We start from the raw sequence: 26,391 nt of genomic DNA, 5'->3' as shown, positions 1-26,391 counted from the left end.
TAGTTTTTAAATTCAATTATAACGCCAAGTTTCTGATTTTGTGTTAACATAATATTAAAGATGTTTGAATTCTTTCAGCAGACGGAAAAACTATTTTCAACGTTAAAAAGACCTATCTTTGTAAAAAATTATAGTATGGGAGTAGCAGATATGTTATTTAAACGTAAAAAAGAACAGGCGGAGAAAAACCTGAAAGATGGTCAGGAATATATGCATGAATATGGTAAGAGAGAAAGCGTTGTACAGCTTCCAAGCGGTTTACAATACGAAATTATTACCGAAGGCGACGGAGCAAAACCGGGACCTAAATCTACCGTAAAATGCCACTATCACGGAACAACCATTGCAGGAAAAGTTTTTGACAGCTCCGTAAAAAGAGGTACCCCGGCATCATTCCCTTTAAACAGAGTAATTGCAGGATGGACGGAAGCTCTTCAGCTGATGCCTGTAGGCAGCAAATGGAGACTGATTATCCCGCCGCATTTAGCGTATGGAGATCAGCAGATCAGTAAAGAGATCGGCCCCAACAGTACCCTTGTTTTTGAAGTGGAATTGCTGGATATTAAGTAAGTAATGCCTGAAAATATTTAAAAATTTACCTGTATTCAGGTAAATTTTTTTATTTATAATACGGCTAAACTGAACTAAATTTTAAGTTCGGTGGTTAAAAGGAAAGAATTTTATCTTAAATTAGCTGTATCAGGCGGTCCGGACTGTCCTGATCGTATTTAAATATCCGACTGAATGAAAAAATTGTTTTATTTTTTGGCTGTTTCTGTGCTGATGGCTTCCTGTGTTTCCAGAAAAAACCAGGTCATCAGACAGAATATCCTCACCCTTAAAGACAGCTACTGCAAAGCGCCTTTCAAATACAATTACAGTAATAAAGTCCCGTCTTATAATTCCGATTCCATTCTGGCAGCGAACAAAGACCTGAAACAGACTTTTTCTGACCAGAGTATCCTTATTCTGAATGCACTGGATAACCTTGATGAGGTTCACCAGATCATGGAACTGAAAAAAGACTCTTCCCTGGCTTCCCAGGTGAAAGTATTGCAGCTTAAAAGTAAAATCAACAGTAAAATTACCATTGCTCTTACAGAACTGGATGCTGTTGCTGCAGAATTTGACTGTGAAGGGGAAAGAGTGGCCCAGATCGGAAATTATGTGGATAACCTGAATGATTCAAGAAATAACAAACTGATTCTATATTCTATTATTGCAGGAGCAGCTGCTTCCATTGCAGGCGGAATTGTGAAAGATGAAGGCTGGAGTAATGCCATAGATATCGGAGGAGGGGTTTTAGGAGCCGGCTTCGGTCTTGCTACTCTCAATCCTAAAGGTAAAAAAGTGGAATTTATTCATCAGAGAAATCTTTTAAGAGATATTTGGAGAGAAAAACTGGAGTCCCCGAATTTTCCGCCTTTCATCTGGTACATGTATACAGAAAAAAAATTCTCAAACAGAGAATCCCGTTCCATTATCGGAAATATGAAAGAACGATGGCTGCATTACCAGTTTGATGATGACAGGCAAAATGCAGATCAGTCGGTGATTTTCAGTGATGGAGGGTACTACAGGGCGAATGACCTTCATAACCGGGCAGCTATGCTCAACCAGATGCAATCGGCAACCAGAACCATTAATCAGAACATCAATTATCTGCTGCTGGATTTAGACCGGTTAATCCTTTAAGAAAAATTTAACTGTAATAATATTTGTTACATTTAGAAAAATGTTTTACCTTTGTCCGGTAATTACAATGAACAATACAAGATTTGCTACAGCAATACATATTATGACCCTACTGGCGAAAAGTCCTCAGGAATGGCTTACATCCGACTGGATCGCCGGCAGCATCAATGTCAATCCGGTGGTTGTCCGAAAGGAGATCAGCGTATTGAGAGAGGCAGGTCTTATTGCGAGCAGACAAGGGAAAGACGGCGGAAGCCATTTAGCGAGAAGTGCCGAAGAAATCAGCATTTCTGAAATTTACCAGGCCGTGAAAAACACGGAAGTTTTAGGGAAGAAAAATCAGAATCCCAATCCGGCCTGTAGTGTTGGGAAAGAAATTAATGTACATCTGGATACCTTGTTTGAAGAAACCGATAAACTGGTGGTCAGCTTCCTGGGAAACAAGTCATTGAAAGAATTTTCCGAACAGTTTGGATAAAATTTTTTATCTGTAAATGTAACAAAATTTATTACAATTAATTTAAAAATAAAACAAAATGAAAAAAGTAGCCGTAATTGGAGCAACAGGATTTGTAGGAACACAGATCGTTAATGAATTAGCAGGAAGAGGATATGCAGTGGAAGCTTTAGTGAGAGATGCATCGAAGGTAAAAACACAAACCAATGTAACCGCAAAAAGTGTGGATGTAAATAATGTAAATGAGCTGGCAGAAGCTTTAAAAGGAAGCGATGCTGTGATCAGCGCATTCAATGCAGGATGGGCAAACCCAAATCTTTACCATGATTTCCTGAACGGATCTCAGAACATTGAAAAAGCAGTGGAAGAATCCGGGGTTAAAAGACTGATTGTAGTAGGAGGGGCAGGGAGCCTGTATACACCAGACCACGTACAGATTGTAGACACACCTGATTTTCCTGAAGCCTATAAGCCCGGAGCAACAGCAGCAAGGGATTATCTTAACAAAATCAAGGAAAATAATACCTTAGACTGGACGTTCTTCAGCCCGGCCATTGAAATGAATCAGGCCAATACAGGAGAAAGAACAGGAAAATACAGAACTTCCCTGGAAACTCCGGTTTTTGACGAAAACGGAAGAAGCCGTCTTTCCGTAGAAGATGTAGCAGTAGCCCTTGTGGATGAGCTGGAACAGAACAACCACATCCGCGAACGTTTTACCGCCGCTTATTAAATCATCATAAACCAACCCATGTTAAAAAAGAAAGTATTACCTCTGATTGTTCTGCTGGCTTTCGTAAGCATGCTGTCAGCCGGAAATCTGAAGATTAAAGTATACAATCCGGGGGCAAAAGCAATTTTTTCTGTTACGTCCACAATCATTTATGGAGATAAGGATGCTGTGCTTATTGATGCCCAGTTCCAGAAACAATACGCTGAACAGCTGGTAAAAGAAATAAAAGCGACAGGAAAAAATCTGAAAACTGTTTTTATTTCCCACAGCGACCCCGATTTCTATTTCGGATTAGATGTGATTCATAAAGCATTTCCTGACGCAGAAATTGTTTCCACTGCTCAGACTGCTTACCTTATTTCAGCTTCAAAAGATGATAAAATAGCAGTATGGAAACCGCAGCTCAAAGAAGATGCTCCGGCAGAAATTATCATTCCGCAAGCGGTAAATACTATTCCGGATCTGGAAGGAAATAAGATTGAAATAAAACAGAACCCTGAAGATCCGGCCCATAGTTTTTTATGGATCCCTTCCTTAAAAACAGTTGCCGGAGGAATTTCTGTTTCCACGGGTTCGCATCTGTGGATGGCAGATACTCAGAACCTGAAGGCTGTTGATCTGTGGATTGCTCAGATTGATGCGATGAAAGCCCTGAAACCGGAACAGGTTGTCCCTTCTCATTTTTCAGAAAACTCTCTGTCTCCAAAGTCTCTTGATTTTATGAAAAACTACCTTGAGAATTACAGAAAAGCAGTTACAGAAAACAGGACAACAGATGCGGTTGTGAATTTTATGGCCAGAAAGTATCCTGAACTTTCCGGAAAAGAAGAGCTGGAAATGGGCGTAAAAGTTTTTTTTGGAGAAATGCAATGGAGGCTTCAATCTCCATATCCTGCTATCGGCCGTAAGATTGAAGTGGATTTCGGAACCGAAAAATTCCTTCTGGATTTTAAAGATAACAAAACAATGACATTCACCGGAACGGGCGGAAGCTCAAAAAACAGTACAGATACGGTGCAGTATACTGCTGTAGAAGTTGCTGGGAATATTTTTATGGTCTATTGGCATGAACCTCATCTTGGCTTCAATGTTACCCATATTCAGGATTACAATAAAAATCTTGTGTATACGAATATTGCCGGTCCGGATGGATCATTCAGGCATCTGAAAGCTACATTCAGAATCCTGAAATAAATACTACAGCTGCTGTCCGTTTGTACAGCAGCTTTTTCTACCCTGTTACGTTTTAATTAAATAACAATATAAAAATCTACAGACCTTAGACTTTTTACGTTCACAATTAAATCTGTAAAGAAAAAACGGCTGCCTAAAAAGGCAGCCGTTGGTTGTTATAAATTCATAAACAATTTCGGATTAACCGGTGTATTGTTTTTGTGTACTTCATAATGAAGATGAGGTCCGGTAGAACGTCCGGAATTTCCGGATTTGGCAATAACCTGTCCCACTTTTACCTTATCGTTAACTTTTGAAACAAGCTGTGATAAATGCCCGTAAAGTGTAGCCAGTCCGTTACCATGGGAAACGATAACACAGTTTCCGTAACCTCCTTTCTGACCGGAGAAAATAACAGTTCCTGCTGCTGCGGCTCTTACATCGGAACCATAAGCAACAGCAATGTCAAGTCCTTTGTGAAACTGCATCTGGTCAGCTTCTGCAGGAGGGTTGTTTTTTTCCGTTGCCGCTTTGGAAGTTATGTTTCCTGCAACAGATTTTGCTGAAGAAGCTGCTGGTGCAGGAGCTGCGGGAGCCACTTTTGGAGTAACCATTACTTTGATTTCTCTTTTATTTCCATAGCTGTCCGTAACTTCTACAATTTTTTCCACAGGTACAGGTTTTACCTCTGGTTTTGGAGCAGGGGCGGTAGCTGGTTTGGATTCTGCTGAAACAGCAGGTTTTACGGATGCAAATACGGTTTTGAAAGGAATAGGATTTTTTCTTATGCCAAAGTTAGATGAAATATAGCCATCGGTTGGCATTCCAAGGGGAACCTGCATCAGTTTGTTCTGCAGATCCATTAAATACTGGCTGTATCGGTTGGATTGTTTGGCCAGATATACAGAATTTGAAATACTGTCTTTGCTCAGGGCCATCAGTTTTTCATTCGAAATGTCTTTGGATTTAAGGAATGAATTAAGCTGTGCCACAGTCTGATCTACTAAAGTGAGATCTGTTTTCATTTTTAAGTAATCTACACTGTCTTTTTCAGTGTTTATTTTTACAAGGTTGATCTCGTAGGTCTTGTCATCTTTCTGAGAAAACAGCCTGGCGATCACCACACCTTGTGCAAAAACTACTAGTAAAAGTCCTCCAAGAAGAATGTTTACGTTCTTTTTGCTGCTTAGAAATTTCTTCATATTTCTTCTCTTAGTATATTATAAAACGGTTGTAAGCGTGCAAATTTAAGTAAAAATACGTTTTGCGGGTTATTTTTAAATAAAAATTATATTTTTCTGTATTTAACGTTTAATTAAGCATTTAATTGTGCGGATGTGTTAATTTTTTCAGAATATGGGTTTTATCATTACTCTCAAAAGCCTTGTTACATCTTGTTTTAATATATTTGCAGTTCACATTCCAATTATGGCTAAAAAGAAAATAATTTCAGAATCCTCGAATCCAAAAAAGAATAATAAAGAGGTTTCTGTAGGGGTGGTAGGAAGTGGAAGTTTTGCCACTGCTATCGTGAAAATGCTTGTTGAAAACTGTAAGGTAGTACACTGGTGTGTAAGAAGTGAGTTTGTAAAAGGAGCGATAGAGCTCCGCGGGCATAACCCGACCTATCTTACCGCTGCCCATTTTAACCTGAAAAGCTTAAAGCTGACAACGGATATCAATGAACTGGTATCTGCCTGTGACGTGATTGTTCTGGCGACACCGTCCATTTACCTGTCCGATACATTGGATAAAATGAGCTGTGATTATTCAGATAAGATTTTTGTTTCAGCAATCAAAGGAATAATTCCTAAAGTAAATGATGTGGTAGCGCACTACCTGCGTGATGAGTTTAAAATAGGGTTCAGAAACCAGGCGGTGATTGCTGGTCCGTGCCACGCAGAAGAAGTGGCTATGGAAAGGCTTTCTTATCTTACGATAGCAACCGTGGAAGATGAAACGGCGGAAAAGCTTGAAGGAATTTTCAGCTCAGACTTTATCAAAGTCCATACAAGTAAGGATATTCTGGGAAATGAATACAGTGCAATTCTTAAGAATATTTTTGCCATCGGGGCGGGTATAGCCAGCGGATTGGGGTATGGAGACAACTTTACCGCTGTTTTTGTTTCAAATGCGATCCGTGAAATGGAAACCTTCCTGGAAGCTATTTATGAAGCTCCAAGAGATGTTAACGAAAGTGCTTATCTGGGGGACCTTCTGGTAACAGCTTATTCTCTGTTCTCAAGAAACCGTAACTTAGGAAATCTCATCGGTAAAGGGTATACTGTAAAGTCTGCCATCCAGTCTATGAACATGGTAGCGGAAGGCTACTATGCCGCAGATTCCATTTATAAAACAGCAAAACAAAAAGGTCTTAAATTACCGATTATTGATACCGTGTATGCCATTCTTTACGAAGGTAAGAATGCTGAAAAGCAATTTAAAAAGCTGACCGCGAAGTTGAATTAGTGAAATTCCGGTGAGAGCCCGGCTATGATTTATAAACAGACGTTAAGTCTTCACATAAAACCATAACAGAATACCTGTTATGGTTTTATTTTGCCCGCTGTACAGATAGTTTGTGTTATGAAACTTTGTACTTCTCCATAGAGTATTTCCTAATAATACTTATAAATAAATAATTAATTTGTATTTATTGATGTGTAATATTATACAAAATGTTTTTTTTAAGTTAAATTTTTATTTTTTTTAAAAGTGAAAAAAATACTTTATTTCTTCGTCTTTATATTTTATTATTTCTGATTTCACCTTATTGTGTTTTAAAATAATTGTATTTTTTTACTTATAAGTAGTAAATAATCAATGTATTAGTGTTTTTATCAGGCGTGTTTTTGTGTTTAGCTTTTCCTAAATTGCATATCGGCAAAAATTTCTTATTCAATTAATTTTTTATTCAATTAATAAGGTCTTTCGTATGAAAAAACATTATCATTTTCTCAATATTGTAAACAAACTGATAAATAGGAAAGCAATGGTCTGTTTGTTATTGTCTGTTTCTTACGGCCATGCAATGGCCCAGCTCGGCAGTGTAGGTATCGGGACAGATAATCCCCATCCTTCTGCCATCCTTGATATTACAGCATCCGACAAGGGACTGATGCTTCCGGTGGTTTCACTCACCTCAGCAGCAGATAAAATTACAGTCCCCAATCCCAAGGTTGGATTTGTAATCTACAACAAAAGTATAGCCGGGACAGGAAAGAATGCAGTGAAAAAAGGACCTTATGTGTACAATGGGACTGCATGGGAGCTGATGTGGACCAAGGCGGAAAGCAAAGCAGAGGTACCTAAAATTCCTTTTGTCAAACCTGTTTTTGCCGCAAGCAATACAAACATTTCTGCTACATTTGCAGCCGGAAGTTCCAATTTGCTTACTTTCAACACTTTATATAGAGACGAACCTGCAGGTGCTTTAGGACAAGGTGCTACTTATAACAGGTATTTGATACAGGAGCGCGGAGTTTATATCATCACTTATGCAGTTGAGATAAGAGCCAATACAGCAGCAGTTGGAACAACAACCTTTCAAATTCTCAAAAATGGAACACCTGTTCATAAGTTTATTAGTTCTAAAGATCAGCTAGCGGCATTTGCTGGAGCATCCAATACTTTTGCTACTAATCTTGAGGTAGGAGATTCAATTAGCTTTCAATTAATTTTTTCAGGTTCTGCTTATAGAATAGTAACTCCAAATGTATCAATCCGCAAAATATCTAATCAATAACCATAAAGTCATGTATAAGTTTTTATTTTTTTTATTCTTTACGATTTCTGTATCTATCTGTAGGGCACAGGTGGTGATAGGGTCTTCCAATGTGACACCGTCTGCCATGCTTAAGCTGGATAGTAATACAAAAGCACTCCGTATCCCGGGATTTTCTATAATAAACAACACGGATGCCCTTACCCCTATTTCTTCTCCGGCTAACGGTCTTATGGTATATAACACTAGCTCTGATATTTCCAATGGAATAGACAAAGCGCTTGCTTATTGGGGAAGTGATGGCCAGTACCACTTTCAAGGCAGCACAAATATTGCCGATAACATTACTGATAAGGATCGTATACCTATTCTTGTTTTCAGTGCTAATGTAGGACCAAAGCAACCAGATACTGCTGGAACTACTATTTTTAAAACAATCCCTTTAGCAGGTGCAGAAATTTTATTGGACCAACATTTCGCCTGGAACAGTGATAGATATATCTTTCCAAAGAGTGGAGTTTACACGGTAGAAATTTTGATAGACTTAAGTAAAAGTTCAACGATTACTAATATAGGTGAGCTTAGAATTATAAATAATGGAACAACGGTTGCAACCAGCTTTGTGAAGGTTATACCATCATTTAATAGAGGATCCATTCCAGTTACCCTAACCAGAAATTTTAATGCTAATACCAACCTGATCTTTAATTACAGGTTTAGTAATTTAGGTGCAGGAACTTACCGGTTAGAATCAGGTACGATTAATATTTACAGACATTAACAATAAAATGAAACACAATGAAATTCAGACTCTCTTTTCTCTTTTTTATAACCATATCTGCTTTAAAAGCTCAGGTGGGAATAGGTACAACCTCTCCGGACCCGGGTGCTGTTTTAGATCTTGTGTCAGCAGATAAAGGGTTGTTGATCCCGCGGGTGAATCTTCAGGGTACTACAGATATTTCCACAATTCCTGTGCTGCCTGCCGATGAAGGGCTTATCGTGTATAACCTGAATAATGCGGGAACTGCCCCCAACCACGTCTTAAAAGACACCTTTTATATCTGGGCAGATAGTGCCTGGCAGGCTTTCAGTGAAATTCCGGAATTGCAGACAGAGATTACCAATAACAATACTACCCAGCATGTTTTTTCGGGAAATAGTACAGGAACACTCAATTATCCAAATACCAACTTTTCTGAATGGACTGTAATAAATTTTACTACAGAGTATTATGATCAAAATAATATCCATTCAACAGGAACTTTTACCATTCCCGAAACCTCGCTTTATTCTTTTTCGGGAAATATTCAGCTGGCTGTTACCGGTGGTGGTGGGCAGATACAAGGAATACGGATTATGAATATGACTGATAATACGGAAATTGCCACATCATATATGGCAGGAGATCGGCCGAGTGGTGGTACTGCTACATTACAAACTCCCGTACATTGGATGGGGCAAATTACAGCCGGAACCCAGATACAGATTCAGTTCAGAATACGTGGCTGGGCAGCCAGTGATAGTTTGCCTTATACCGGTTCATTACTTATCAACAAACATCTTTAATCAGGCTTCAGAAAAACCTGCATAATCAAAAAAATAAGGCCTTTACGATAAGGCCTTATTTTTATATATACTTAAACTTCTTACTGGCTCATTTTCGTGATCACCAGTACAAATGAGGATCTTGCATTAAGATTACTGGCGGTAAATCCGTTCCCGGTATCAAATTCAAACCTTTGTTTAAACGTTAAAGGAGCTGCCAGAGTAAGAAAATAGGTTCCCTGGAAAAAAGTAAAAGAACTGGAGAGCTCACACATCCTGTTGGATTCTGTTATAGCAGCAGTACCGGCAGAATTCGTCAGATAAGAACGTGTACAGGTGAAATTCTGGGACAGATATTGAGTATTGGCCGGTCCACTGTTATTATTGGCATTGCTGGTGTCTACGGAATACCGGATGATATAGGTTCCCGCCGGTAACGTAATTGATGAAGTGTCAGAACCCAGCGAAGCGCCTGTAATTTTATTGGAAGCAACCGTAAACCCTGTAAGCGTGTTATTGGTGCTGTTGGCCGGAATCAAAGTACCCGAACCTATAGTCAGGGACATACTCTGAGGCTCCGATCCCGAAAGAATAGCACGCTGCCATTGATTTCTGATCCAGACATAATACCCCCTGGGATGAACAGAGGCCCCTCCTTTGTTGTATATCATCAGACCGTCCGTAGGATTGGAAACCGGGCTGCTTGTGCTGTTGAGGCTTATAAGATCATATTGTGGAAAAAGAACACCTTTGTTGGTTGAGTTAATATCCAGTATACTGCTTGAATTAGGCGTGTTTGTATTAATGCCAACCTGGGCTTTTACTGTAGCGCTGTTAAACAATACAGCCATACAGATGATATAAATATATTTTTTCATTTTTTGTTCGTTTATTGATTAAGTGCAGACCGTTGAATATCAATTTTTGCATTGGTGATAATGATTTCTCCATTGTTAGGAGGAGTTCCCCCGGCTGCCTGCTGATAGGTACCTCCTGCGTCATGCGCTATAGAAGGCATCAGACTGATAGAAGTGGTGGATGTTGTTACAAAAGAAAAGCTCAGGTTAAGTGTATGGGTTTTGTTACTGGCAATAGACTGGGCATTGATGCTGATTGTTTTGCCATATTGTGTATTGGTTGCAGGATCCCAGAGTCGTACAAGATACTGATGAAGGTGTACTGGCGTACTCCCGATACCGGCAGAATTGCTTTCCAGGGTTGTTTTGATATTCAGACATACATTCACCAGATATCCGCTGTTTCCCGGAAGAGTAATAGCTCCGGTAGCTGTGTTGTAAGAGGCTCCGATATCATTGGATACAACAGTCAACGCTGCATCAGTAAAATTTTTGTAAGTACCATTGGCAAAACCTCCTAATATGGGGTAATCAGTATTTCTCTGAAGCATCATATAACTTACCAGGTTATAGGTGTCTGCAATCTGGCTCCAGCGGTTATTTTTCCATAAATATAATCCGGGACTGATAGAGTTTCCTTTATTATAAACCAGGAGCCCTTCAGCCGGATTGTTAATCGGGGTCGTATTATTTAATATATCCACAATATCCACCCTTGGAAGCAGTACACCTTTATTGGTGGACTCAGATATTTCCAGAACAGCAGAAGTGTTTACATTTGTTTTCCCAATGGCAACTTGTGCACACAGGATATGAGCTATTGACAAAAATAGCAGGATATAATTTCTTTTCATGTTATAAGTGTTTAAATTTTAGATATTTTGATGTAAGATCCGGTTGGGATGATATTAACCAGGTCATAGAAGGTGCTGTTCTGCATTCTTCCGAATCTCAGTCTCAATCCTCCGATGATATTGGCATTCGCATTAGCCGGAACACTGTAGTAATAAGACCAGGAAGCAAGATGGTTGGTGCTGGTTTTGGAAACAATCGGAATTTCCTTTCTTGTATTGACTCCCGCCGTAAATGTATTGGTGGAATTGTTATAAGTATCCCCGTAAAAATCAATGAAATATCCCATAAGGTAATAAGAACTTCCAGATAAAGGAGCAGTTCCTCCCTGACCTGAAGGGTTTTCCGGCGGAGAATTAAGATTCAGGTTAACCTCTACCAGATAATTTCCCTGGGGAAGAACCAGTGAATAGCCTCCTGACAAAGTATTCTGGACGACCTTAAAGCCATTGATATTGGAAACCCCGGAAATAGAAGGAGGGTTCACCAGAAGCAACGTATTAATGCCGGCAGCTGCATTATCCAGTGCAGATAAAGATCCTGTGAAATCCAGATAAGCTACCTTGGGAGTATCTTCAGCATCTATGGTGCTCTGCCAGCGGCTTAATGTGCTGTTGAAAATATGCAGTGCCTTATTATTGCTGTTTGTTCCTCCATTAAAAGCAATAAGTCCGTTTACCGGCCCGTTAACCGGGGTTGTGGTGCTGCTAAGGCTGGCAATATTAAGATTAGGAAGAAGAAGTCCTTTATTTCCTCCCGATACAGTCACTGACGGTGCAGAAGTATAGCCGCTTCCTCCGTTGTTAAGGGTAATACCTGTTACAGAACCATTTGAAATGACAGCGGTGGCACGGGCTTTATTTCCACCGTTTATAATGGTTCCGCCTCCATAGAAATTAACTGTTGGGGCTGTAGTATACCCGCTTCCGCCGTTTGTTACGGTAATGCCGGTAACAGTACCACCTGAAACAGTGGCCGTTGCAGTAGCCGGTATTCCGTTGAAATTTTCAATGTGCAGAATTGCACTGGGGTCCGGTGTGGACGTGTTGATTCCTACATTTCCGCTTTGGGCCAGTGCCGCTGTTGCGAAAAATGTACTTACGAAATTAATAATTTTCATCTGTACTATGTTTAATAAGAAATATTTTTAATTAAATTATATCTTAAACTGTGTTTATTTTAATGCAAATTACATAAAATATATAATATATTAATATTTTTTTCGCATTCAAAAATGTTAAATATTGCTTATTATTCAATAAAAAGTGATAATTTCAAATTTGTATTCAATGTTTTTCACAAAATATTGATAAATCGTTATAGTGTAAATGATTACTGTTGAAGGATTTTTTATCATAAACTTAAAACAACTTATATTTTTATAATTTTTTTTAACATCTTAAATCCTTTTGATGAGAATTTTGTTATCGCCAAATCAGAGTGGATTTTTGTAAAAATGTGGGGTCTGATGATAAAAAAAACAGGAAATATGGCCTATAATCACTTCTTTCAATGAAAATCTATTGATACTTTCCATCATAATATTTTGCAGGTGAAGAAAGAATTTTTACGCCAAAAAATAACGTGTTAAAATCGTTAAACGCGTTTTTATTTATAAAACTTTTCCCGAAATTTGAAGTAAAATTTTAAATTATGTCACAATCGCTTACAAGCAGAACACCGAAACCAAAGTACGATGTTGTCCTGATAGGTGGCGGAATTATGAGCGCCACTTTAGCAACGCTGCTGCACGAATTTGATCCTGAACTGGAAATTGCAATATTTGAAAGGCTTGGAAGGTTTGCTAAAGAAAGCACCGCAGCCTGGAACAATGCAGGAACAGGACATTCTGCTTTTTGTGAACTTAATTATACCCCTGAAAAGCCAGACGGAACCATTGATATTACCAAGGCAGAAAGTATTGCCGAACAGTTTGAAATTTCAAAACAATTCTGGTCATATCTGGTTACTAAAGGATATATTCAGGATCCCAAGGATTTTATTAACTCATGCCCGCATATGAGTCTGGTATTCGGTGAAAAAGAAGCAGAATATCTCAGAAAGCGCTACGAAAAAATGTCAGAATCTGTTTTATTCTCCGGGATGGAATATTCTACCGATCACGAACAGCTTAAAGAATGGATTCCTTTGGTAATGAGTAAAAGAAACGGATCTGAAGTAATGGCTGCCACTAAAATGGATATGGGAACAGACGTGAATTTCGGAACACTGACCAGGAAAATGGGAAGACACCTGCTTGAAGATTCCAATGTTGAGGTGTTCCTGTATCATGAGGTAAAAGATATAGATCCTAGAGAAGACGGTAAATGGGAAATGAAAGTAAAAGACAGGATTCACAGCCATAAACAGGAGGTGGTTGCAGATTTTGTGTTCATTGGAGCCGGAGGATATGCCCTGCCGCTGCTGGATAGTTCAGATATTAAAGAAAGTGAAGGGTACGGAGGTTTCCCGGTTTCAGGACAGTGGCTGGTAAGCCATAATCAGGAGCTGGTAGAAAAGCACCACGCTAAAGTATATACTCAGGCTACTGTAGATGCTCCGCCAATGTCGGTTCCTCACCTCGATCTTAGAATTATTGATGGTAAAAAAGCGCTTTTATTTGGCCCTTTTGCCGGTTTTTCCACTAAATTTCTGAAAGAAGGAAGCTATCTTGATCTGCCGGAAAGCGTTAATACCAAAAATTTAAGGTCATTATTTGGCGCCTGGTGGCATAATATCCCTCTTACCAAATACCTTATCCAACAGGTTGCCATGACAAAATCCCAAAGGATGCAGCACTTGAGAGAATTCATCAAAGATGCCAAAGAAGAGGACTGGGAGCTTAAAGTAGCAGGACAGAGAGTACAGATCATTAAAAAAGATGAGAAAGAAGGCGGTAAGCTGGAATTCGGGACTGAAGTGGTTGTAAATAAAAAAGGAACCATTGCCTCCCTTCTTGGAGCTTCACCGGGGGCTTCCACAGCGGTATATGCCATGCTGAACGTTCTTGAAAAGTGTTTCCCTGAAAAGCTGAATGGAGAGTGGAGAGAAAAGCTGCTGGAAATGGTGCCTTCCTATGGACAGAAGCTGGCCGATCATCCTGAGCTTACCGAGAAGCTGAGAAATTATACCAAAGAAAAATTAGAACTAGAATATTAACATAAGTAATGAGTAACGGGTAATAAGTAATGAATACATTATCCGTTAGGTTCATTACTTATTACTCATAAAAAGGTGGAAGAAGTTGTTGTAAAGCCAATTATCGTAAAAGAACTCCTGGAATCTCTTCAGACAAAAGCAGAAGAGGAAAAGCAGGTTATTGTACACTGCTGCTTTCCGGCATCGCCATTTTTAGGAAATCTAATCAGAATCTGGCATTCAACCTATCTTTTCGATAACCAGTCTGAACATAAAAGCAGGCTGATTCATGCCGAAAATATCACCATATATCCCAACTGGACACCCGTTCCGTTTATGCAGGACTTTTGGTTTACCCTGATCTTTTCGGGACTTCCGCGGGATTGCAGAAGTTTTGATCTGAAAGAAGTAATTCCTGAAGAAGGCGGTTTCTTTGTGGAATCTATTAAAAGAAATTCAATGGATGTATACCGGGTGAAAATTTCAGAGTCTTACTAAGCCTATGAAGACAAGAGAAGAGAAACTGAAGCAGATCATCAGCTGGGCAGAAAATAATCCGGATATTCGTGCCGTGTTGCTGACGAGTTCACTGGTGAATCCTTATGCTCCTGTAGATAATTTCAGCGATCTTGACGTGGAACTTGTTTTTGAAAACAGAGAACCTTATGAATCTCATCATGAATGGCTTTCTCTTTTTGGAACTCCTATCTCCATGATAGAAGAAGATGACCGAGTTTTTGAAGGAAAACATGCTATGAAAATGGTTTTGTACCGGGATCATGTAAAAGTGGATTTCAAGCTTTACCAGAAAGTGGATTTTCTTGCAGAAGTTCAGCAGGAATCTCTTCCTGAAGACTGGGATGTAGGATATAAAATCCTGGTTGATAAAGATGACCTGACTAAAGGATTAAAGCCTCCAACCTATCAGTCAGTGATGATTCATAAGCCGGAAGAAGAGGAATTCAGTAAACTGATCAATGATTTCTGGTGGGATACAACCTATGTGGCCAAATGTCTTCAGCGAGGTGATATTTTTTACGCCAAATTCATGTCTGAAAACGTGATAAGGACAGATTATCTGGTTCCCCTCATAGAATGGCATATTGCCGGATCACAGGGATGGAGTAATATTACAACCAATAAACACGGAAGACTTTTCCCGAAATACCTTCCTGAAGATTTATGGAAAAGGGTAGAAGCCACCTTCTCAGGAAGTAATATTGAAGAAAACTGGGCTTCTTTGCTTGCTTTTGCAGATCTCGTTCATGAGCTGGGCACTGCTTTGGCCGGAAAACTTAGTTTTACCTATCCCGATCAGCTGGAAAAAGATATCCGGAATTATCTTGCAGAAGTAAAATCAATGCTTTAAAGATAAGTAAATTCATTCTGCCTGATAAGGTTTTCCATGCAGTATTCTGCAATAGCAGTAATTGTTACAAACGGATTAACGCCAATAGTTCCGGGAATTAAAGATCCGTCCATCACATAAAGGTTTTCATGTCCTTTCAGCTTTCCATATTCATTGGTCGCTTCTCCCAAAACACAGCCACCGAGCGGATGGTAACATATATCGGCTCCGAATCCGTTATTAAAAAGTAAATGACTTCTTGTGCCCCCGTTAGCCCTGTTCATTTTTTTTATAAAATAATCTGCATTGGCTCTCATTTTTGCGGTATGCTGTTCATTCCAGTCCAGGACCAGTTCACCATTTCCGGGATTATAAGTGACTTCCCCTTTTTTGTCAACCCTGTTGATTAATAAATACAAAGCCGTAGCAACATCCATTCCCATAGGTAATGGCGCAATCTCTGTGAAAAACGGGTGTTCAGGGTCGTCCCAGTTATCAATCCCGCCAACGGGAATCGTAGATTGCTTTGCCCCGGTTCCCCCGGATAAAGGTTTTACCCAGTTTCGTCCTGTCATAAAATTACCATTGTTGCCCCAGTTTTTCCCGATACGCTCATGAACAGGAAATCCGTTTACAGCCTTAGAATGTAGCAGCAACTTCAATGTTCCCATGGTTCCGGCTGCAAGGATCAGCTTTTTGCAGGTGAATATTTTTTCAGAAACAGAGGCTCCGGAAGTGTCCGTTTCCTGTACCTTTAAAGAATAAGTCTGGTCATCATTCAGTTTAATGTAATCCACACGGTGGAGGTCAAGAATTTCCAGGTTTCCGGTTGCCATTGCTTTTTTCAGATAGGTTTTATCCAGGCTGTTTTTTCCGTGGTTATTTCCATAAATCACTTCCGTGTTGAGTGCAGAACGGGGAACTTCATTTCTGTATTCCTTCTCCATATACTGGAAATCATAAACATTAGGAACCCGCATTGTTTTAAATCCGGCTTTGTGCGCTTCTGATTCTCCCACTCTCGTAAATTGATAATAAGGGCAGTCTTTCAGAAATTGTTCCTGAATCACATTGACTTTCAGCTCTTCATGTACAAGAGGGAAATAATAATTGTAAAACCTTTCCGCATCAAGATCAGGAAAAATCTCTTTGAAATAGCTTTCTTTAGGAGTAACTGCCATACCGCCATTAACGAGGGAACCGCCGCCAACACCTCTGCCTGCCCAGATACTGATGTTTTCAAAATCCATCCGGTCCAGTGTTCCGGTAAAAGGAGTCAGCGGGAATATATTCATGAACGGAGCAATTGTTTTATTTTTCAGCCATGCTGCGCTCTTCCCGGGTTTGAGCAGATTAGAGAAAGGAATTCCGGCTTTTTCCCAGTTAAGACCCATTTCCAACATAACTACCTTTTTTCCGGCTTCACAAAGGCGTAATGCCGAAACAGCACCTCCGTAACCGCTTCCGATAATGATGATTGGTGCATCAATCATTGTGTTTTCTGAATTTTCAGATTGACGCTGTGCCGCCCGGAAAAGATCAGAATGAAGGAAATAAAATCCGGATACAGCCAGAATACCTGTTTTGATAAATTGCTTTCTGTTCATAGGCATTGCCTTTCAAAAAATATGCTAGGAAAATAAGGCGGGGATTTATTTAAAACAGATTATGCTATTTTATCAGAATTTTAACTTTTCATCCCATTGAAAATTCATAGTTTTACTTATAATTTGGAACAGATTATGAAAAAATATATCATTTTATTTCTGATGTTTCCCCTGATGGTTTTCTCACAGAGAATTGTGTCAGGAGAAGTTATGGCAGTTAAAAAATTCCAGCAGGACCTTAATGCAGAATACAAAGACCCTAAGCAGACACCTCTGCGCGGAGATCATTTCACCAACTTTAAAGGACATCCTTTTTTTCCGTTCAGCCGTAAATACAGAGTAACTGCAAAGCTGATTAAAACCAGAAATGCAGAACCTTTTGAACTTCCTACTTCTTCCGGGAAAACCAAGAAGTACAGGGAGTATGGAAAAGTAAATTTTATGCTGGATGAAAAACCCTATACTCTAACCCTGTACCAGAGTCTGGATCTCATGAAGCAGAAAAAATATAAGGATTATCTTTTCCTTCCTTTCCGTGATGAAACCAATGGCAAAGAAACTTACGGAGGCGGAAAATATATGGACCTGAAAATTCCGGAAGGAAATACAATTGTGCTTGATTTTAACCAGTCATATCAGCCTTTCTGTGCATATAATGCTTATGATTACAACTGTCCGATAGTTCCGGAAGAAAACAAGCTTCCGGTGGCAATAAAAGCTGGGGTAATGTATGAAGATATTTATCATCATTAGTTATGGTAACCCTGCGGTTCTTCAAAAAAGATGACTTTTCCGGGGTTAATTATGCCCTGGATGAAGATCAGCTGCGTTTTACTTCCACAGCGGAGCAGGCACTCCGGAGAATAGAAGAAAGAAATGATCATAAGTCATTTGCGGTTACGATTATATATAATGAACTGCCTGCAGGCTTTTTTGTCCTTGATTTTGGGGAAGATAAACTGGAGCTGACCGATAATGAACATTCTGTTTTGCTAAGATCTTTATCTGTAAATCCCGAAATGCAGGGCAAAGGAATCGGAAAAGAAGCGATGCAGAAAGTAGATGATTTTGTCCGGGAGAATTTCAGCCCGTGTAATGAAATTGTACTGGCGGTCAACCAGAAAAACGAATCGGCCTATCATATCTACCGCAAAGCCGGATATTCTTATGATGGAAAAACGAGGATCGGGAGAAGCGGTCCCCAGTATCTGATGTACAGGAAACTTTAAGAAAATTTTAAACTCAAAAGCTTCTTTGCTGATTTCTTCCATAACTTTGAGTAACATCAAATTCAAATATGGAAATATCACTTCATATCAGGTCGCAATCGTTAAGCTTTCAGCGGAGTTGGTTCGGAAATCGCAAAGTTTTTGGCACCAGCAGGCTTCAATACCTATACCTAAAAATAGCTTCCGGTCTTTATTCAAAAATCTGCTGGATCACTTCCAGGGAGGCTGGCATTTTAAAGCCTGCTATATGATAATGGTAATAGACGAGCAGGCTGTCCAGAAAGTCTTTTCTTAAAGCAGAATGAATTTTTGCTGAGTATATATTTTCTGAAATAAGGACTGTTTTCCAGAGCGAGGAAATTTCCTGTCCGAATAGCTGATGGGCTTCAACGGCTGAAAATGTTCCGGTTTCCGGATCTAAAAATACACCGTCATTAACCAACGGGGCTACTCCCTGAATCTTTAAAATACTGATCATAAAAAGCAGGTGGCACTGGTAATTTTTATTCATCAGCTCATTGAGAAATTCATCAATTGTGAAAAAGATATTCAGGTTCTTATTTTCATGTTTCAATACCTGATTTAGAAAATCTGAAATGAAAAACAGAACCGTGCTGGCTTTTATATCGGTAAAAGTATCGTTGGTCTTCAGTAATTCAACCCTTGAAACAGATGGAATTCCGTTTCCTCTGGCAGGATTAATGGAAAAGCTGAGTTTATTCAAAGGCTGAAGCAGGGCTTTCTTTTTATTTCTTTTAGAATATACTCCTTTTAGAAAATAGGTCTGAAAGCCGTCTTCTTCTGTAAAACAATGCAGAACAGCATCATTTTCGCCATATTTTATGATTGAAAGTAGAAATCCGTTTTGTGAATTCATTAATTAACTACAGCTATTTTGGCGGTAGCTTTATCTGAACCGTCTTCATTGGTCATCAATACAAAATAAATCCCTGAAGCGACACGGGTGCCCTTGTTATTGTTAAGATCCCATTCATAATACCCTCCTCTTGCGACAGCAGAATGCACCACGTTTCCAGCCGCATCGGCTATTCTGATGTTGGTTTTCTCAGCAAGCCCTTTAATGGTTACTTTTCCTTTAAAGTTGGAGTACACAACAGGATTGGGATATACTACCACATCTCCGAAGTTAGACGTTACATCGGCTACATCGCCCTGATACACTACAATTCCGTTATAGGTGGCAAAATATACTTTACCTGTTTTTTTATCTACTTTAATATCGGTAACAGAGTTGGTAGGTAAGGGAGAGTTTTCTTTCGTAAAATGTTTAATCGTCTGCTGGCCGTCAGAAGAAAGGTAATATACGCCTCCTCCGTCTACGGAAATCCATTTATGATCTCCGGCATCTATTTCTATCTGCAGAATCTGGCCGTCTCTGAAAAGTTCTTCCCCAAGCCCGTTCTGCTCAATAATAATAGGGGATACCTCTGGAGATGGGGCTTTTATTTCTGTAGCGGCATTGGGTAATATTCTTAATCCACTGTCACTACCGATCCAGGCATCTCCGGATTTATCAATAGCAACAGATATTGTTCCTTTTGCATTACCGGCAAATCCGTTGGAGTCTTTTAGAATATATTCAGTATCATCAGACAGGTTGGCTGCATTTTTATAATCATAGACGATGAAGGTATTCGTTCTTGGAGTAGGAATCCATAGCATATTTTCGTAAAAGAGAGGCTTTTGCAGGGCATCACTTGAGATATTAAATTTTTTAATAGTGAAATTATCAGCTGCTTTATCAAAAATACCTATAGAGGCAACCGGATCGTAAAACGAGACCGAAACGAAGAGATTATTCTGATTATCCGTTGTGAAACCTACAGGACGGCTGTAATATGCATTGGTGTTGCCAAGATCATAATATTTTACCATATCAAAATCTTTGTTGCCCGGGTTATATTTCATTCTGTATACTCCTTGTGCCCCGATGGTATAGTTGGTAAAAAATACTTCGCTGGCATCACCCGGGTTTAAAACAGCATCCATCACATTAACAGGTCCAGTATTTCCTACGAAAAAGGACGGATAGATCCATTCAGCGCCGGTAAAATAATAAAAACCAGGTTTTTTAGGGTTGTTTACAGGTCCGTTATATCTGTCTATTCTTGCACCGGAGGATACTAAAATCTGATCATTATCGTATAAATTGATTTTGTAGGCGAAATTAGAGTATGGTCCCGACGGTTTATAAATGACGCTGTTTTCATCTTTTATTCCGGATAATATGGTTCCTCCAAATATTTTCCCGGCTGCTTTTATAGCTGTGTTGCATTCTTCACCTACGCTTACAGTTCCCTGAGGCATTCCGTTGGTATTGTACGTATAGATTCTGGCCAGATCAGTGACCATAAAGTGGTCTGAAGCTACCACTACATCCCGAATGTCTCCAAAAGTTGATGGAAGCGCAGTGGGGGTTCCATTATTGTACATGAAAGCTGTGGTTGCAGATGAAAATACAATGGAAGATTCAGCATCAATATGTTTAAATGAACCCGGTACTTCTGTTACCCAGGTAGAATATACAGGGAAGGTGGTATTCATTTCATGGGTCTTCAGCCCGTTATTGGTTACAGAATACACTTTATTCTGAAAAATAACGGCTTCGTTGCTGGCTTCATAAATACCCGCTCCTGTCATAAAAAAGGTAGTGTCGCTGAACTCTTTCTTTTTCAGGTTAAATATGGAAAGTCCGTAACCTACAGAAATGACTGCCTGATCTCCTGTGATTGAGATATGGTTAATCTTTTTGCTTCCGTTGTATCCGGTTGCAATAGGGATATCAACAACATATTTGATTTCCTGTGGGGTGATAATATCTAAAGATCCGTTACTATACCCTATGATTCCGGTTTTGGTCTGTGGGTTATAGTCAAAAGCCGTAATCCCCGTATCATGAAGACCATTGGCTTTTGATAACTTTGTAATCTCTCCTGTTGAGATTGTATAATAGAATATCCCGTTTTCGGTAGCGGCAATTATTTTCCCGTTGTCTTCCTTCATAGCCAGGACATTGTTGTAGGAAAAAAGATCCGTCCATTTTTTTGAGGTAATGACCTGCGCTTTTGTCAGCTGCAGGGATGCTAAAATACCAAGAGAAATTATAGAAAGTTTTTTCATATTATGCTGTTATGCTGCTGTCAATAACCTGGTTATTCCAGGAAATATGCTGTATGTTTTTATTACTGTCAAAGTGAAAATCAATTCTGCCTAAAAGCAGACCTGCCCATCCAACCTGGTTTACCAGGACATTTTTACCCTGTCTGTTGGTATATGTCTGAGGTTCCGGAAGGAAAGTGTGGGTGTGGCCTCCAAGAATAATATCAATATTTTCGGTTTTAGCGGCCAGAATCTTATCACTTATTTTATTAGGCTCATCTTTATAATCGTAGCCGATATGGGAAAGACAGATCACCAGATCACATTTCTGCTCATTTTTCAGGAAGTTTGAATAATGCTGTGCCACGTCTACAGGATCTGAATAGATTGTTTCTCCATACTGCTTTTTCCCTACAAGCCCGTCCAATTGGATTCCTACTCCGAAAATTCCGACTTTAATCCCGTTTTTATTAAAAATTTTATAAGGTGAGGTTTTGCCGTCCAGAACTGTATTTTTGAAATCGTAGTTGGAACAGATGAAAGGGAATTTAGCATTCGGAAGTACTTTTAAAAATCCGTCCAGACCGTTATCAAAATCATGATTTCCCATTGTGGATGCATCATATTTCATCATAGACATCAGTTTGAACTCCAGTTCGCCTCCAAAGAAGTTGAAATAAGGAGTTCCCTGGAAAATATCCCCTGAATCAAGAAGCAATACATTGCTTTCCTGGCTTCTGATCTGCTGGATCAGGCTTGCTCTTCTTGCAAACCCTCCCTGATTGGGGTTTTTCGTATAACTGGCATCAAAAGGTTCTATCCTGCTGTGCTGATCGTTTGTATGAAGGATGGTAAGTTTATTTGCGGATTTAAAAGGATTGAATTTTAATTCTTCCGCCATCATCATCTGGGGAGCTAAAGCCATTGCCAAAGATCCGCCGCCTATTGCTTTTAAAAATTTTTTTCTATCCATTATTTCTTGCCGGTAAAATTTAAACGAACATCTGTGTTAGGAACTATTTCAGGAGTTTTTTTGAAGTATTCAATAAACAGGTCTCTTAATTTGATTCCCGTAGGAATAGCTTCTCCTTTTGAGAAAAACTTCATATTGTCACCTCCCAGAGCCAGATAATCTGAAGTTGCAATGTAGTATTCCTGGGAAGGGTTGACAGGTTTTCCGTTGATTAAGGTTTTAGTAAGCTGTCCGTTATTGGTTTCAATGTATAAGTGGGAAACCGGATTGTTTACCTGCGTTTTTGCATAGTAATCATAAAGTCCCTGAAGATCTGTTCCTTTTAGTTTCACAATGATAACTTCATTTTCGAAAGGCATTACTTCAAATATGCTTTTCAGGAGAATGTCTCCTTTTCCGATGGTGGTTCTGATTCCTCCGATATTGATCAGTGCGGCATCCACATTTTTCTTCAGATGTGTTTCTGCCCATGCATCAGCTCCATCAAATGTATAGTCTGCCAAAAGATTGCCCAGATTGCTGTTATCACCTTGTTTGGTAAGATCTACACTGGTGTGGGAGATCTTTTGGTTCATCTCTTTATCCAGTTTTTGCTTATAAGGTTCAATAACTTTTACAAATGCCTCATCATTCTTTAGCTCATTATTAATAGAAATGTTTTTCTGGGGCTGTACGTGTGCCAGCTGCAGCGTAGATGCTGTTTTACAGGCAGTCAGTGAGGCCAGAGCAATTCCTAGTAACAAGAATTTATTTTTCATAATATCTTTTAGTATATGCAAATATAATTATATGTATAATAAAACATTATTATTTATTATAAATTCTTACGGTAAATTATTAAATTTGACAAAAATAATTCGAACAGATGAGCATTTTAAAAGGAGTAGGTGTTGCATTGGTAACGCCCTTTAATGAAGATTTATCCGTTGATTTCGATAGTTTGACAAAACTTGTTGAATATAACATCGATAACGGTACCAGTTATTTGGTAGTATTGGGAACAACAGCTGAGGCTGCAACGCTTTCTGATGAAGAAAAGAAACAGGTAATTGAGCATATCATTAAGGTTAATAATAAACGTCTTCCTTTGGTTTTAGGAATTGGCGGCAACAATACTCTGGAAGTCAAGAAACAGATTGAAGAAACAGATCTTTCTGAGTTTGAGGCAGTGCTTTCCGTATCTCCATATTATAACAAACCTAATCAGGAAGGACTTTACCAGCATTATAAAGTACTGGCATCTACAGGAAAGAAGATCATTATTTACAACGTTCCATCCAGAACGGGGCAGAATATTGAAGCAGATACTACAATCCGTCTGGCCAAAGAATTTCCAAACCTGGTGATGATTAAAGAGGCAGCACCGAATATTCTTCAGTATTTTGATATCCTTAGAAAGAAACCTGAAGGGTTCTCTTTAGTTTCAGGGGATGATGAATATACACTTCCGGTAACACTCGCAGGAGGGAACGGGGTGATTTCGGTAATCGGACAGGCCTATCCGAAAGAATTTTCAACAATGGTTCAACTGGCTTTTGACGGAAAAGTGAAAGAAGCTTATGAGATCCACAATAAACTGGTAGAAATCACCCGGCTTATTTTTGCAGAAGGAAATCCTTGCGGAATTAAAGTGGTTTTAGCAGAGAAAGGTATTGTAAAAAACTACTTAAGACTGCCTTTGGTTCCGGCTTCAGAAGGACTTTATGCAAAAATTAAAGCAGAAATGGCTACTATATAACTAACAGGTTAATGGTTTATTCAGCTGAACCATTGCCTGTGAAATATATTTCACAATTTATAAAAATACAAGGTGAAAAGTTCCGGCTTTTCACTTTTTTTAATCATAAAAACTATGAAATTAATAGAAGCAACAGAAAAAGATATTCCGCTAATCCGGAATCTTGCAAGAAGATCATGGGAAAATGCCTATGCAGAGATCCTTTCCAATGAACAAATGGAGTATATGCTTTCAGAAATGTATTCTGAAGCTGAACTGACCAGACATTTTCAGGATGCCAATTATTATTACTACCTCATTAAGGATGAAAATACAGATTCTTATGAAGGATTTATAGGGTATGAGCATCATTATGATGGAAACACAACGAAGCTTCACCGTATTTATCTGGTGCCGGAGAGCAAAGGCAAAGGTTTTGGTAAGGAATCGCTCTTTTTTCTGAATCAGAAGGCTGCTGAAAATGGGGATCAGAGAATTATTCTGAATGTGAATAAACATAATGAAGCCAGACGATTCTATGAATCCCAGGGGTATAGTGTTTATGGTGAAGGAGTGTTTGATATCGGGAATGGCTTTGTAATGGACGATTATATGATGGAATTCTTAATTCACGAATAATTGACTTAAAATTCTGTAACAAATATGTGGTAATTCTATAACAAGTGAAATGATTTTTTAATTCATCTTTGTTCCAGAACCAAATCACTTATACAATACATTCATATGCTTGGTTTTGAGCTGTAGCAGCTTTTTATCAGTATATTTTTTTCATCCTTAGTGTTTAATTCCTGTATTCAATAATGCAGGAGTTTTTTGTTTTTACTGAAAAGAATAAAAAAGTTTCTCCTATTTCACTTTCAATTGAAATAAATTATTATATTTACTTCATAATTTAACACACTATAGTAAGGATGAAAATGTATGTAAAATTTGATTTCAACGCACTCTGTAAGAAGGTGTTGGATGAGAAACTTAAGGAACACGGACTGAAATACCGGCTGCTGAACTTTGGTGAAGTAGAGTTTTATGAACCCATCACACAGGAGCAGCATAATCTTTTTAAGAAAAATCTTGAAGATTACGGGATTGAAATTATTGAAAGCCAAAAAACAGCTTTGGTACAGAAAATAAAAGATGCTATTGTTGAGCTTGTCTTCTCTGAAGAGCCTGTCTCTGTGAAAGCTTCTATTTATATTGCTGAAAAACTGAAGCACAGCTATGGATATCTTTCTAATCTGTTCTCAGAACTGGCTTATACATCAATAGAAAACTTTATTATTCTTCAAAAGATAGAATATGCCAAAGAACTGATCATCAGCAATAAGCAAAGTCTGACGGAAATTGCCCATAAATTGAACTATTCCAGTGTGGCGCACCTCAGCACCCAATTCAAAAATACAACAGGAATAACACCTTCTCAGTTTCAAAAGTTCATATCAAAGAGGAGAAAAGCGCAAAGTATGATCGTTCATTCCAAAATGCAGTATGAATAAGGAATTTTTGAATGTGATTGTCACAGATCAGGATGAAGGAAACCTGATCTTCTTTAAAAGTATATTTAAAGACCTTAAAATTGAAGTTAAGGTTCAGTGTTTTTATCATAAGTATGACCTGATGGATTATTTGAATAGTGAGGATGCCATAATTCCTGAAATTCTGTTCATGAATTATGATATGTCGGATAGAACCTGCATGAGCTGCATTAAAGAAATAAAAGAAGATTTCAGATTCAGCAATATGGTGAATGCTGTATATTCCGATACAATTTCAGAGGCGGAAATTGAGGAACTCCTGGTAAACGGCGCTAATATTTTTATCAGAAAACCTGAAACTTACGAAAAACTAAAAAAGGTTCTTACAGAAGTTATTGTGATCAATTGGCAATATCATACCTCAGGATTGAATAAAGATAATTTTATTATGAAAGTATGATGAACAGGAGTTTTTTGAATTATTTTTTTTGTTGTAAACAAAAGTATTTATCGCATACTATTCACAGAAAAGTGAAAATTTTATAACGAATAATTAAAATAATATAAGAATAAATTCAGTCAATATCATCAATTTTGTAAATGTAAAATAAGCCAACACAAATTAACTATATTAAGAAGCAGAAAATGGCAGAAGATTGATTATTTCGATCAGATGTACAGAGTATAAATAACGATGTTAGTTAACAAAATGAATTATATTAATTTC

At 38.6% G+C, this 26,391-nt stretch carries 27 protein-coding genes; 18 read left to right on the top strand and 9 right to left on the bottom strand.

The window, feature by feature from the left end:
* Nucleotides 1-60 precede the first annotated feature (60 nt).
* From AOB46_RS16405 to AOB46_RS16385, 5 genes are all read left to right on the top strand, one after another.
* On the top strand, nt 61-570 hold the full coding sequence (locus AOB46_RS16405) for an FKBP-type peptidyl-prolyl cis-trans isomerase (RefSeq protein WP_062701352.1): 510 nt from the start codon (nt 61-63) through the stop codon (nt 568-570).
* Nucleotides 571-744: 174 nt separating this feature from the next.
* Complete coding sequence (locus tag AOB46_RS16400; protein ID WP_062701350.1) at nt 745-1,695, top strand: hypothetical protein; 951 nt, start codon at nt 745-747, stop codon at nt 1,693-1,695.
* Between the two features lie 40 nt (nt 1,696-1,735).
* The gene (locus AOB46_RS16395; RefSeq protein ID WP_241489231.1) at nt 1,736-2,173 is read left to right on the top strand and encodes an Rrf2 family transcriptional regulator; all 438 of its coding nucleotides are present in this window, start codon (nt 1,736-1,738) and stop codon (nt 2,171-2,173) included.
* A 58-nt stretch (nt 2,174-2,231) separates the two neighbouring features.
* Entirely contained in the window at nt 2,232-2,885 is a 654-nt protein-coding gene (locus AOB46_RS16390; RefSeq protein ID WP_062701348.1) for an NAD(P)-dependent oxidoreductase, read from the top strand.
* A gap of 18 nt (nt 2,886-2,903) precedes the next feature.
* A complete protein-coding gene (locus AOB46_RS16385; protein ID WP_062701346.1) occupies nt 2,904-4,079 on the top strand; it encodes an MBL fold metallo-hydrolase in 1,176 nt (391 codons plus the stop codon).
* A 155-nt stretch (nt 4,080-4,234) separates the two neighbouring features.
* Here the strand turns inward: AOB46_RS16385 and AOB46_RS16380 are convergent, their stop codons facing one another.
* Nucleotides 4,235-5,260 carry a M23 family metallopeptidase gene (locus AOB46_RS16380; RefSeq protein WP_062701344.1) on the bottom strand — a complete coding sequence of 342 codons (1,026 nt, stop codon included), beginning with the start codon at nt 5,258-5,260 and terminating at the stop codon, nt 4,235-4,237.
* Between the two features lie 226 nt (nt 5,261-5,486).
* Here AOB46_RS16380 and AOB46_RS16375 point away from each other — a divergent pair, with 226 nt between their 5' ends.
* The 4 genes from AOB46_RS16375 (at nt 5,487) to AOB46_RS16360 (ending at nt 9,351) form a co-directional block, all read left to right on the top strand.
* Complete coding sequence (locus AOB46_RS16375; RefSeq protein WP_062701342.1) at nt 5,487-6,527, top strand: NAD(P)H-dependent glycerol-3-phosphate dehydrogenase; 1,041 nt, start codon at nt 5,487-5,489, stop codon at nt 6,525-6,527.
* A gap of 523 nt (nt 6,528-7,050) precedes the next feature.
* Nucleotides 7,051-7,803: a hypothetical protein gene (locus AOB46_RS16370; protein WP_185113882.1), complete on the top strand. Its 753-nt coding sequence runs from the start codon at nt 7,051-7,053 to the stop codon at nt 7,801-7,803.
* Between the two features lie 10 nt (nt 7,804-7,813).
* Entirely contained in the window at nt 7,814-8,563 is a 750-nt protein-coding gene (locus AOB46_RS16365; RefSeq protein ID WP_131724396.1) for a hypothetical protein, read from the top strand.
* Between the two features lie 17 nt (nt 8,564-8,580).
* On the top strand, nt 8,581-9,351 hold the full coding sequence (locus AOB46_RS16360) for a hypothetical protein (RefSeq protein ID WP_062701336.1): 771 nt from the start codon (nt 8,581-8,583) through the stop codon (nt 9,349-9,351).
* Between the two features lie 80 nt (nt 9,352-9,431).
* Here AOB46_RS16360 and AOB46_RS16355 read toward each other — a convergent pair whose 3' ends face one another.
* From AOB46_RS16355 to AOB46_RS16345, 3 genes are read right to left on the bottom strand one after another with little or no spacing between them, the layout of a single operon-like run.
* Nucleotides 9,432-10,208 (bottom strand): hypothetical protein, encoded by a 777-nt coding sequence (locus AOB46_RS16355; protein WP_062701334.1) that lies wholly within the window; start codon nt 10,206-10,208, stop codon nt 9,432-9,434.
* Between the two features lie 11 nt (nt 10,209-10,219).
* A complete protein-coding gene (locus AOB46_RS16350; protein ID WP_062701332.1) occupies nt 10,220-11,041 on the bottom strand; it encodes a hypothetical protein in 822 nt (273 codons plus the stop codon).
* A gap of 11 nt (nt 11,042-11,052) precedes the next feature.
* A complete protein-coding gene (locus AOB46_RS16345) occupies nt 11,053-12,159 on the bottom strand; it encodes a hypothetical protein (RefSeq protein WP_062701330.1) in 1,107 nt (368 codons plus the stop codon).
* Nucleotides 12,160-12,692: 533 nt separating this feature from the next.
* Between AOB46_RS16345 and mqo the strand changes: the two genes are divergently transcribed.
* The 3 genes from mqo to AOB46_RS16330 all read left to right on the top strand — a co-directional run bounded on the left by mqo (nt 12,693) and on the right by AOB46_RS16330 (nt 15,546).
* A complete protein-coding gene (mqo, locus tag AOB46_RS16340) occupies nt 12,693-14,198 on the top strand; it encodes a malate dehydrogenase (quinone) (protein WP_062701328.1) in 1,506 nt (501 codons plus the stop codon).
* Nucleotides 14,199-14,273: 75 nt separating this feature from the next.
* Nucleotides 14,274-14,675 carry a hypothetical protein gene (locus tag AOB46_RS16335; protein ID WP_062701326.1) on the top strand — a complete coding sequence of 134 codons (402 nt, stop codon included), beginning with the start codon at nt 14,274-14,276 and terminating at the stop codon, nt 14,673-14,675.
* 4 nt (nt 14,676-14,679) lie between these two features.
* Nucleotides 14,680-15,546 carry an AadS family aminoglycoside 6-adenylyltransferase gene (locus AOB46_RS16330; RefSeq protein WP_062701324.1) on the top strand — a complete coding sequence of 289 codons (867 nt, stop codon included), beginning with the start codon at nt 14,680-14,682 and terminating at the stop codon, nt 15,544-15,546.
* On the opposite strand, the gene AOB46_RS16325 is transcribed toward AOB46_RS16330, so the two are convergent.
* Nucleotides 15,543-17,132, bottom strand: a complete 1,590-nt coding sequence (locus tag AOB46_RS16325) for a GMC family oxidoreductase N-terminal domain-containing protein (RefSeq protein WP_062701556.1) — start codon at nt 17,130-17,132, stop codon at nt 15,543-15,545. The two genes, AOB46_RS16330 and AOB46_RS16325, sit on opposite strands and share 4 nt — an antisense overlap.
* Nucleotides 17,133-17,267: 135 nt before the next feature.
* On the opposite strand from AOB46_RS16325, the gene AOB46_RS16320 reads away from it, so the two are divergent.
* Nucleotides 17,268-17,885, top strand: coding sequence for a DUF1684 domain-containing protein (locus tag AOB46_RS16320; protein WP_062701553.1), 618 nt, complete (start codon nt 17,268-17,270; stop codon nt 17,883-17,885).
* 2 nt (nt 17,886-17,887) lie between these two features.
* Entirely contained in the window at nt 17,888-18,361 is a 474-nt protein-coding gene (locus AOB46_RS16315; RefSeq protein WP_062701322.1) for a GNAT family N-acetyltransferase, read from the top strand.
* A 190-nt stretch (nt 18,362-18,551) separates the two neighbouring features.
* Here AOB46_RS16315 and recO read toward each other — a convergent pair whose 3' ends face one another.
* Genes recO through AOB46_RS16295 form a run of 4 tightly spaced genes read right to left on the bottom strand, consistent with a single transcriptional unit; the run spans nt 18,552 to nt 23,212 of the window.
* Complete coding sequence (recO, locus tag AOB46_RS16310; protein WP_062701320.1) at nt 18,552-19,238, bottom strand: DNA repair protein RecO; 687 nt, start codon at nt 19,236-19,238, stop codon at nt 18,552-18,554.
* A complete protein-coding gene (locus AOB46_RS16305) occupies nt 19,238-21,502 on the bottom strand; it encodes a hypothetical protein (RefSeq protein WP_185113881.1) in 2,265 nt (754 codons plus the stop codon). The genes recO and AOB46_RS16305 overlap by 1 nt, the downstream gene beginning before the upstream one ends.
* 1 nt (nt 21,503) lies before the next feature.
* Nucleotides 21,504-22,454, bottom strand: a complete 951-nt coding sequence (locus tag AOB46_RS16300) for a bifunctional metallophosphatase/5'-nucleotidase (protein WP_062701318.1) — start codon at nt 22,452-22,454, stop codon at nt 21,504-21,506.
* Nucleotides 22,454-23,212 carry a 5'-nucleotidase C-terminal domain-containing protein gene (locus AOB46_RS16295; protein WP_062701316.1) on the bottom strand — a complete coding sequence of 253 codons (759 nt, stop codon included), beginning with the start codon at nt 23,210-23,212 and terminating at the stop codon, nt 22,454-22,456. Before AOB46_RS16295 ends, AOB46_RS16300 begins: the two co-directional genes overlap by 1 nt.
* 107 nt (nt 23,213-23,319) lie before the next feature.
* On the opposite strand from AOB46_RS16295, the gene dapA reads away from it, so the two are divergent.
* From dapA to AOB46_RS16275, 4 genes are all read left to right on the top strand, one after another.
* On the top strand, nt 23,320-24,192 hold the full coding sequence (dapA, locus tag AOB46_RS16290; protein ID WP_062701314.1) for a 4-hydroxy-tetrahydrodipicolinate synthase: 873 nt from the start codon (nt 23,320-23,322) through the stop codon (nt 24,190-24,192).
* Nucleotides 24,193-24,306: 114 nt separating this feature from the next.
* A complete protein-coding gene (locus tag AOB46_RS16285; RefSeq protein ID WP_062701312.1) occupies nt 24,307-24,810 on the top strand; it encodes a GNAT family N-acetyltransferase in 504 nt (167 codons plus the stop codon).
* A gap of 293 nt (nt 24,811-25,103) precedes the next feature.
* Nucleotides 25,104-25,685 (top strand): helix-turn-helix domain-containing protein, encoded by a 582-nt coding sequence (locus tag AOB46_RS16280; RefSeq protein ID WP_062701311.1) that lies wholly within the window; start codon nt 25,104-25,106, stop codon nt 25,683-25,685.
* Complete coding sequence (locus AOB46_RS16275) at nt 25,678-26,124, top strand: response regulator (protein ID WP_062701309.1); 447 nt, start codon at nt 25,678-25,680, stop codon at nt 26,122-26,124. The genes AOB46_RS16280 and AOB46_RS16275 overlap by 8 nt, the downstream gene beginning before the upstream one ends.
* Nucleotides 26,125-26,391: the final 267 nt, after the last annotated feature.

It is taken from the genome of Chryseobacterium indologenes, assembly GCF_001295265.1.
GTDB lineage: Bacteria > Bacteroidota > Bacteroidia > Flavobacteriales > Weeksellaceae > Chryseobacterium > Chryseobacterium indologenes_A.
The sequence above is the reverse complement of the archived record's forward strand: the minus strand, read 5'-3'. Positions and strand labels throughout refer to the sequence as shown.

Coding starts and splice junctions, on each gene's coding strand:
- AOB46_RS16405 (WP_062701352.1), top strand. CDS start 61: ATGTTTGAATTCTTTCAGCAGACGGAAAAACTATTTTCAACGTTAAAA.
- AOB46_RS16400 (WP_062701350.1), top strand. CDS start 745: ATGAAAAAATTGTTTTATTTTTTGGCTGTTTCTGTGCTGATGGCTTCC.
- AOB46_RS16395 (WP_241489231.1), top strand. CDS start 1,736: ATGTTTTACCTTTGTCCGGTAATTACAATGAACAATACAAGATTTGCT.
- AOB46_RS16390 (WP_062701348.1), top strand. CDS start 2,232: ATGAAAAAAGTAGCCGTAATTGGAGCAACAGGATTTGTAGGAACACAG.
- AOB46_RS16385 (WP_062701346.1), top strand. CDS start 2,904: ATGTTAAAAAAGAAAGTATTACCTCTGATTGTTCTGCTGGCTTTCGTA.
- AOB46_RS16380 (WP_062701344.1), bottom strand. CDS start 5,260: ATGAAGAAATTTCTAAGCAGCAAAAAGAACGTAAACATTCTTCTTGGA.
- AOB46_RS16375 (WP_062701342.1), top strand. CDS start 5,487: ATGGCTAAAAAGAAAATAATTTCAGAATCCTCGAATCCAAAAAAGAAT.
- AOB46_RS16370 (WP_185113882.1), top strand. CDS start 7,051: ATGGTCTGTTTGTTATTGTCTGTTTCTTACGGCCATGCAATGGCCCAG.
- AOB46_RS16365 (WP_131724396.1), top strand. CDS start 7,814: ATGTATAAGTTTTTATTTTTTTTATTCTTTACGATTTCTGTATCTATC.
- AOB46_RS16360 (WP_062701336.1), top strand. CDS start 8,581: ATGAAATTCAGACTCTCTTTTCTCTTTTTTATAACCATATCTGCTTTA.
- AOB46_RS16355 (WP_062701334.1), bottom strand. CDS start 10,208: ATGAAAAAATATATTTATATCATCTGTATGGCTGTATTGTTTAACAGC.
- AOB46_RS16350 (WP_062701332.1), bottom strand. CDS start 11,041: ATGAAAAGAAATTATATCCTGCTATTTTTGTCAATAGCTCATATCCTG.
- AOB46_RS16345 (WP_062701330.1), bottom strand. CDS start 12,159: ATGAAAATTATTAATTTCGTAAGTACATTTTTCGCAACAGCGGCACTG.
- mqo (WP_062701328.1), top strand. CDS start 12,693: ATGTCACAATCGCTTACAAGCAGAACACCGAAACCAAAGTACGATGTT.
- AOB46_RS16330 (WP_062701324.1), top strand. CDS start 14,680: ATGAAGACAAGAGAAGAGAAACTGAAGCAGATCATCAGCTGGGCAGAA.
- AOB46_RS16325 (WP_062701556.1), bottom strand. CDS start 17,132: ATGAACAGAAAGCAATTTATCAAAACAGGTATTCTGGCTGTATCCGGA.
- AOB46_RS16320 (WP_062701553.1), top strand. CDS start 17,268: ATGAAAAAATATATCATTTTATTTCTGATGTTTCCCCTGATGGTTTTC.
- AOB46_RS16315 (WP_062701322.1), top strand. CDS start 17,888: ATGGTAACCCTGCGGTTCTTCAAAAAAGATGACTTTTCCGGGGTTAAT.
- recO (WP_062701320.1), bottom strand. CDS start 19,238: ATGAATTCACAAAACGGATTTCTACTTTCAATCATAAAATATGGCGAA.
- AOB46_RS16305 (WP_185113881.1), bottom strand. CDS start 21,502: ATGAAAAAACTTTCTATAATTTCTCTTGGTATTTTAGCATCCCTGCAG.
- AOB46_RS16300 (WP_062701318.1), bottom strand. CDS start 22,454: ATGGATAGAAAAAAATTTTTAAAAGCAATAGGCGGCGGATCTTTGGCA.
- AOB46_RS16295 (WP_062701316.1), bottom strand. CDS start 23,212: ATGAAAAATAAATTCTTGTTACTAGGAATTGCTCTGGCCTCACTGACT.
- dapA (WP_062701314.1), top strand. CDS start 23,320: ATGAGCATTTTAAAAGGAGTAGGTGTTGCATTGGTAACGCCCTTTAAT.
- AOB46_RS16285 (WP_062701312.1), top strand. CDS start 24,307: ATGAAATTAATAGAAGCAACAGAAAAAGATATTCCGCTAATCCGGAAT.
- AOB46_RS16280 (WP_062701311.1), top strand. CDS start 25,104: ATGAAAATGTATGTAAAATTTGATTTCAACGCACTCTGTAAGAAGGTG.
- AOB46_RS16275 (WP_062701309.1), top strand. CDS start 25,678: ATGAATAAGGAATTTTTGAATGTGATTGTCACAGATCAGGATGAAGGA.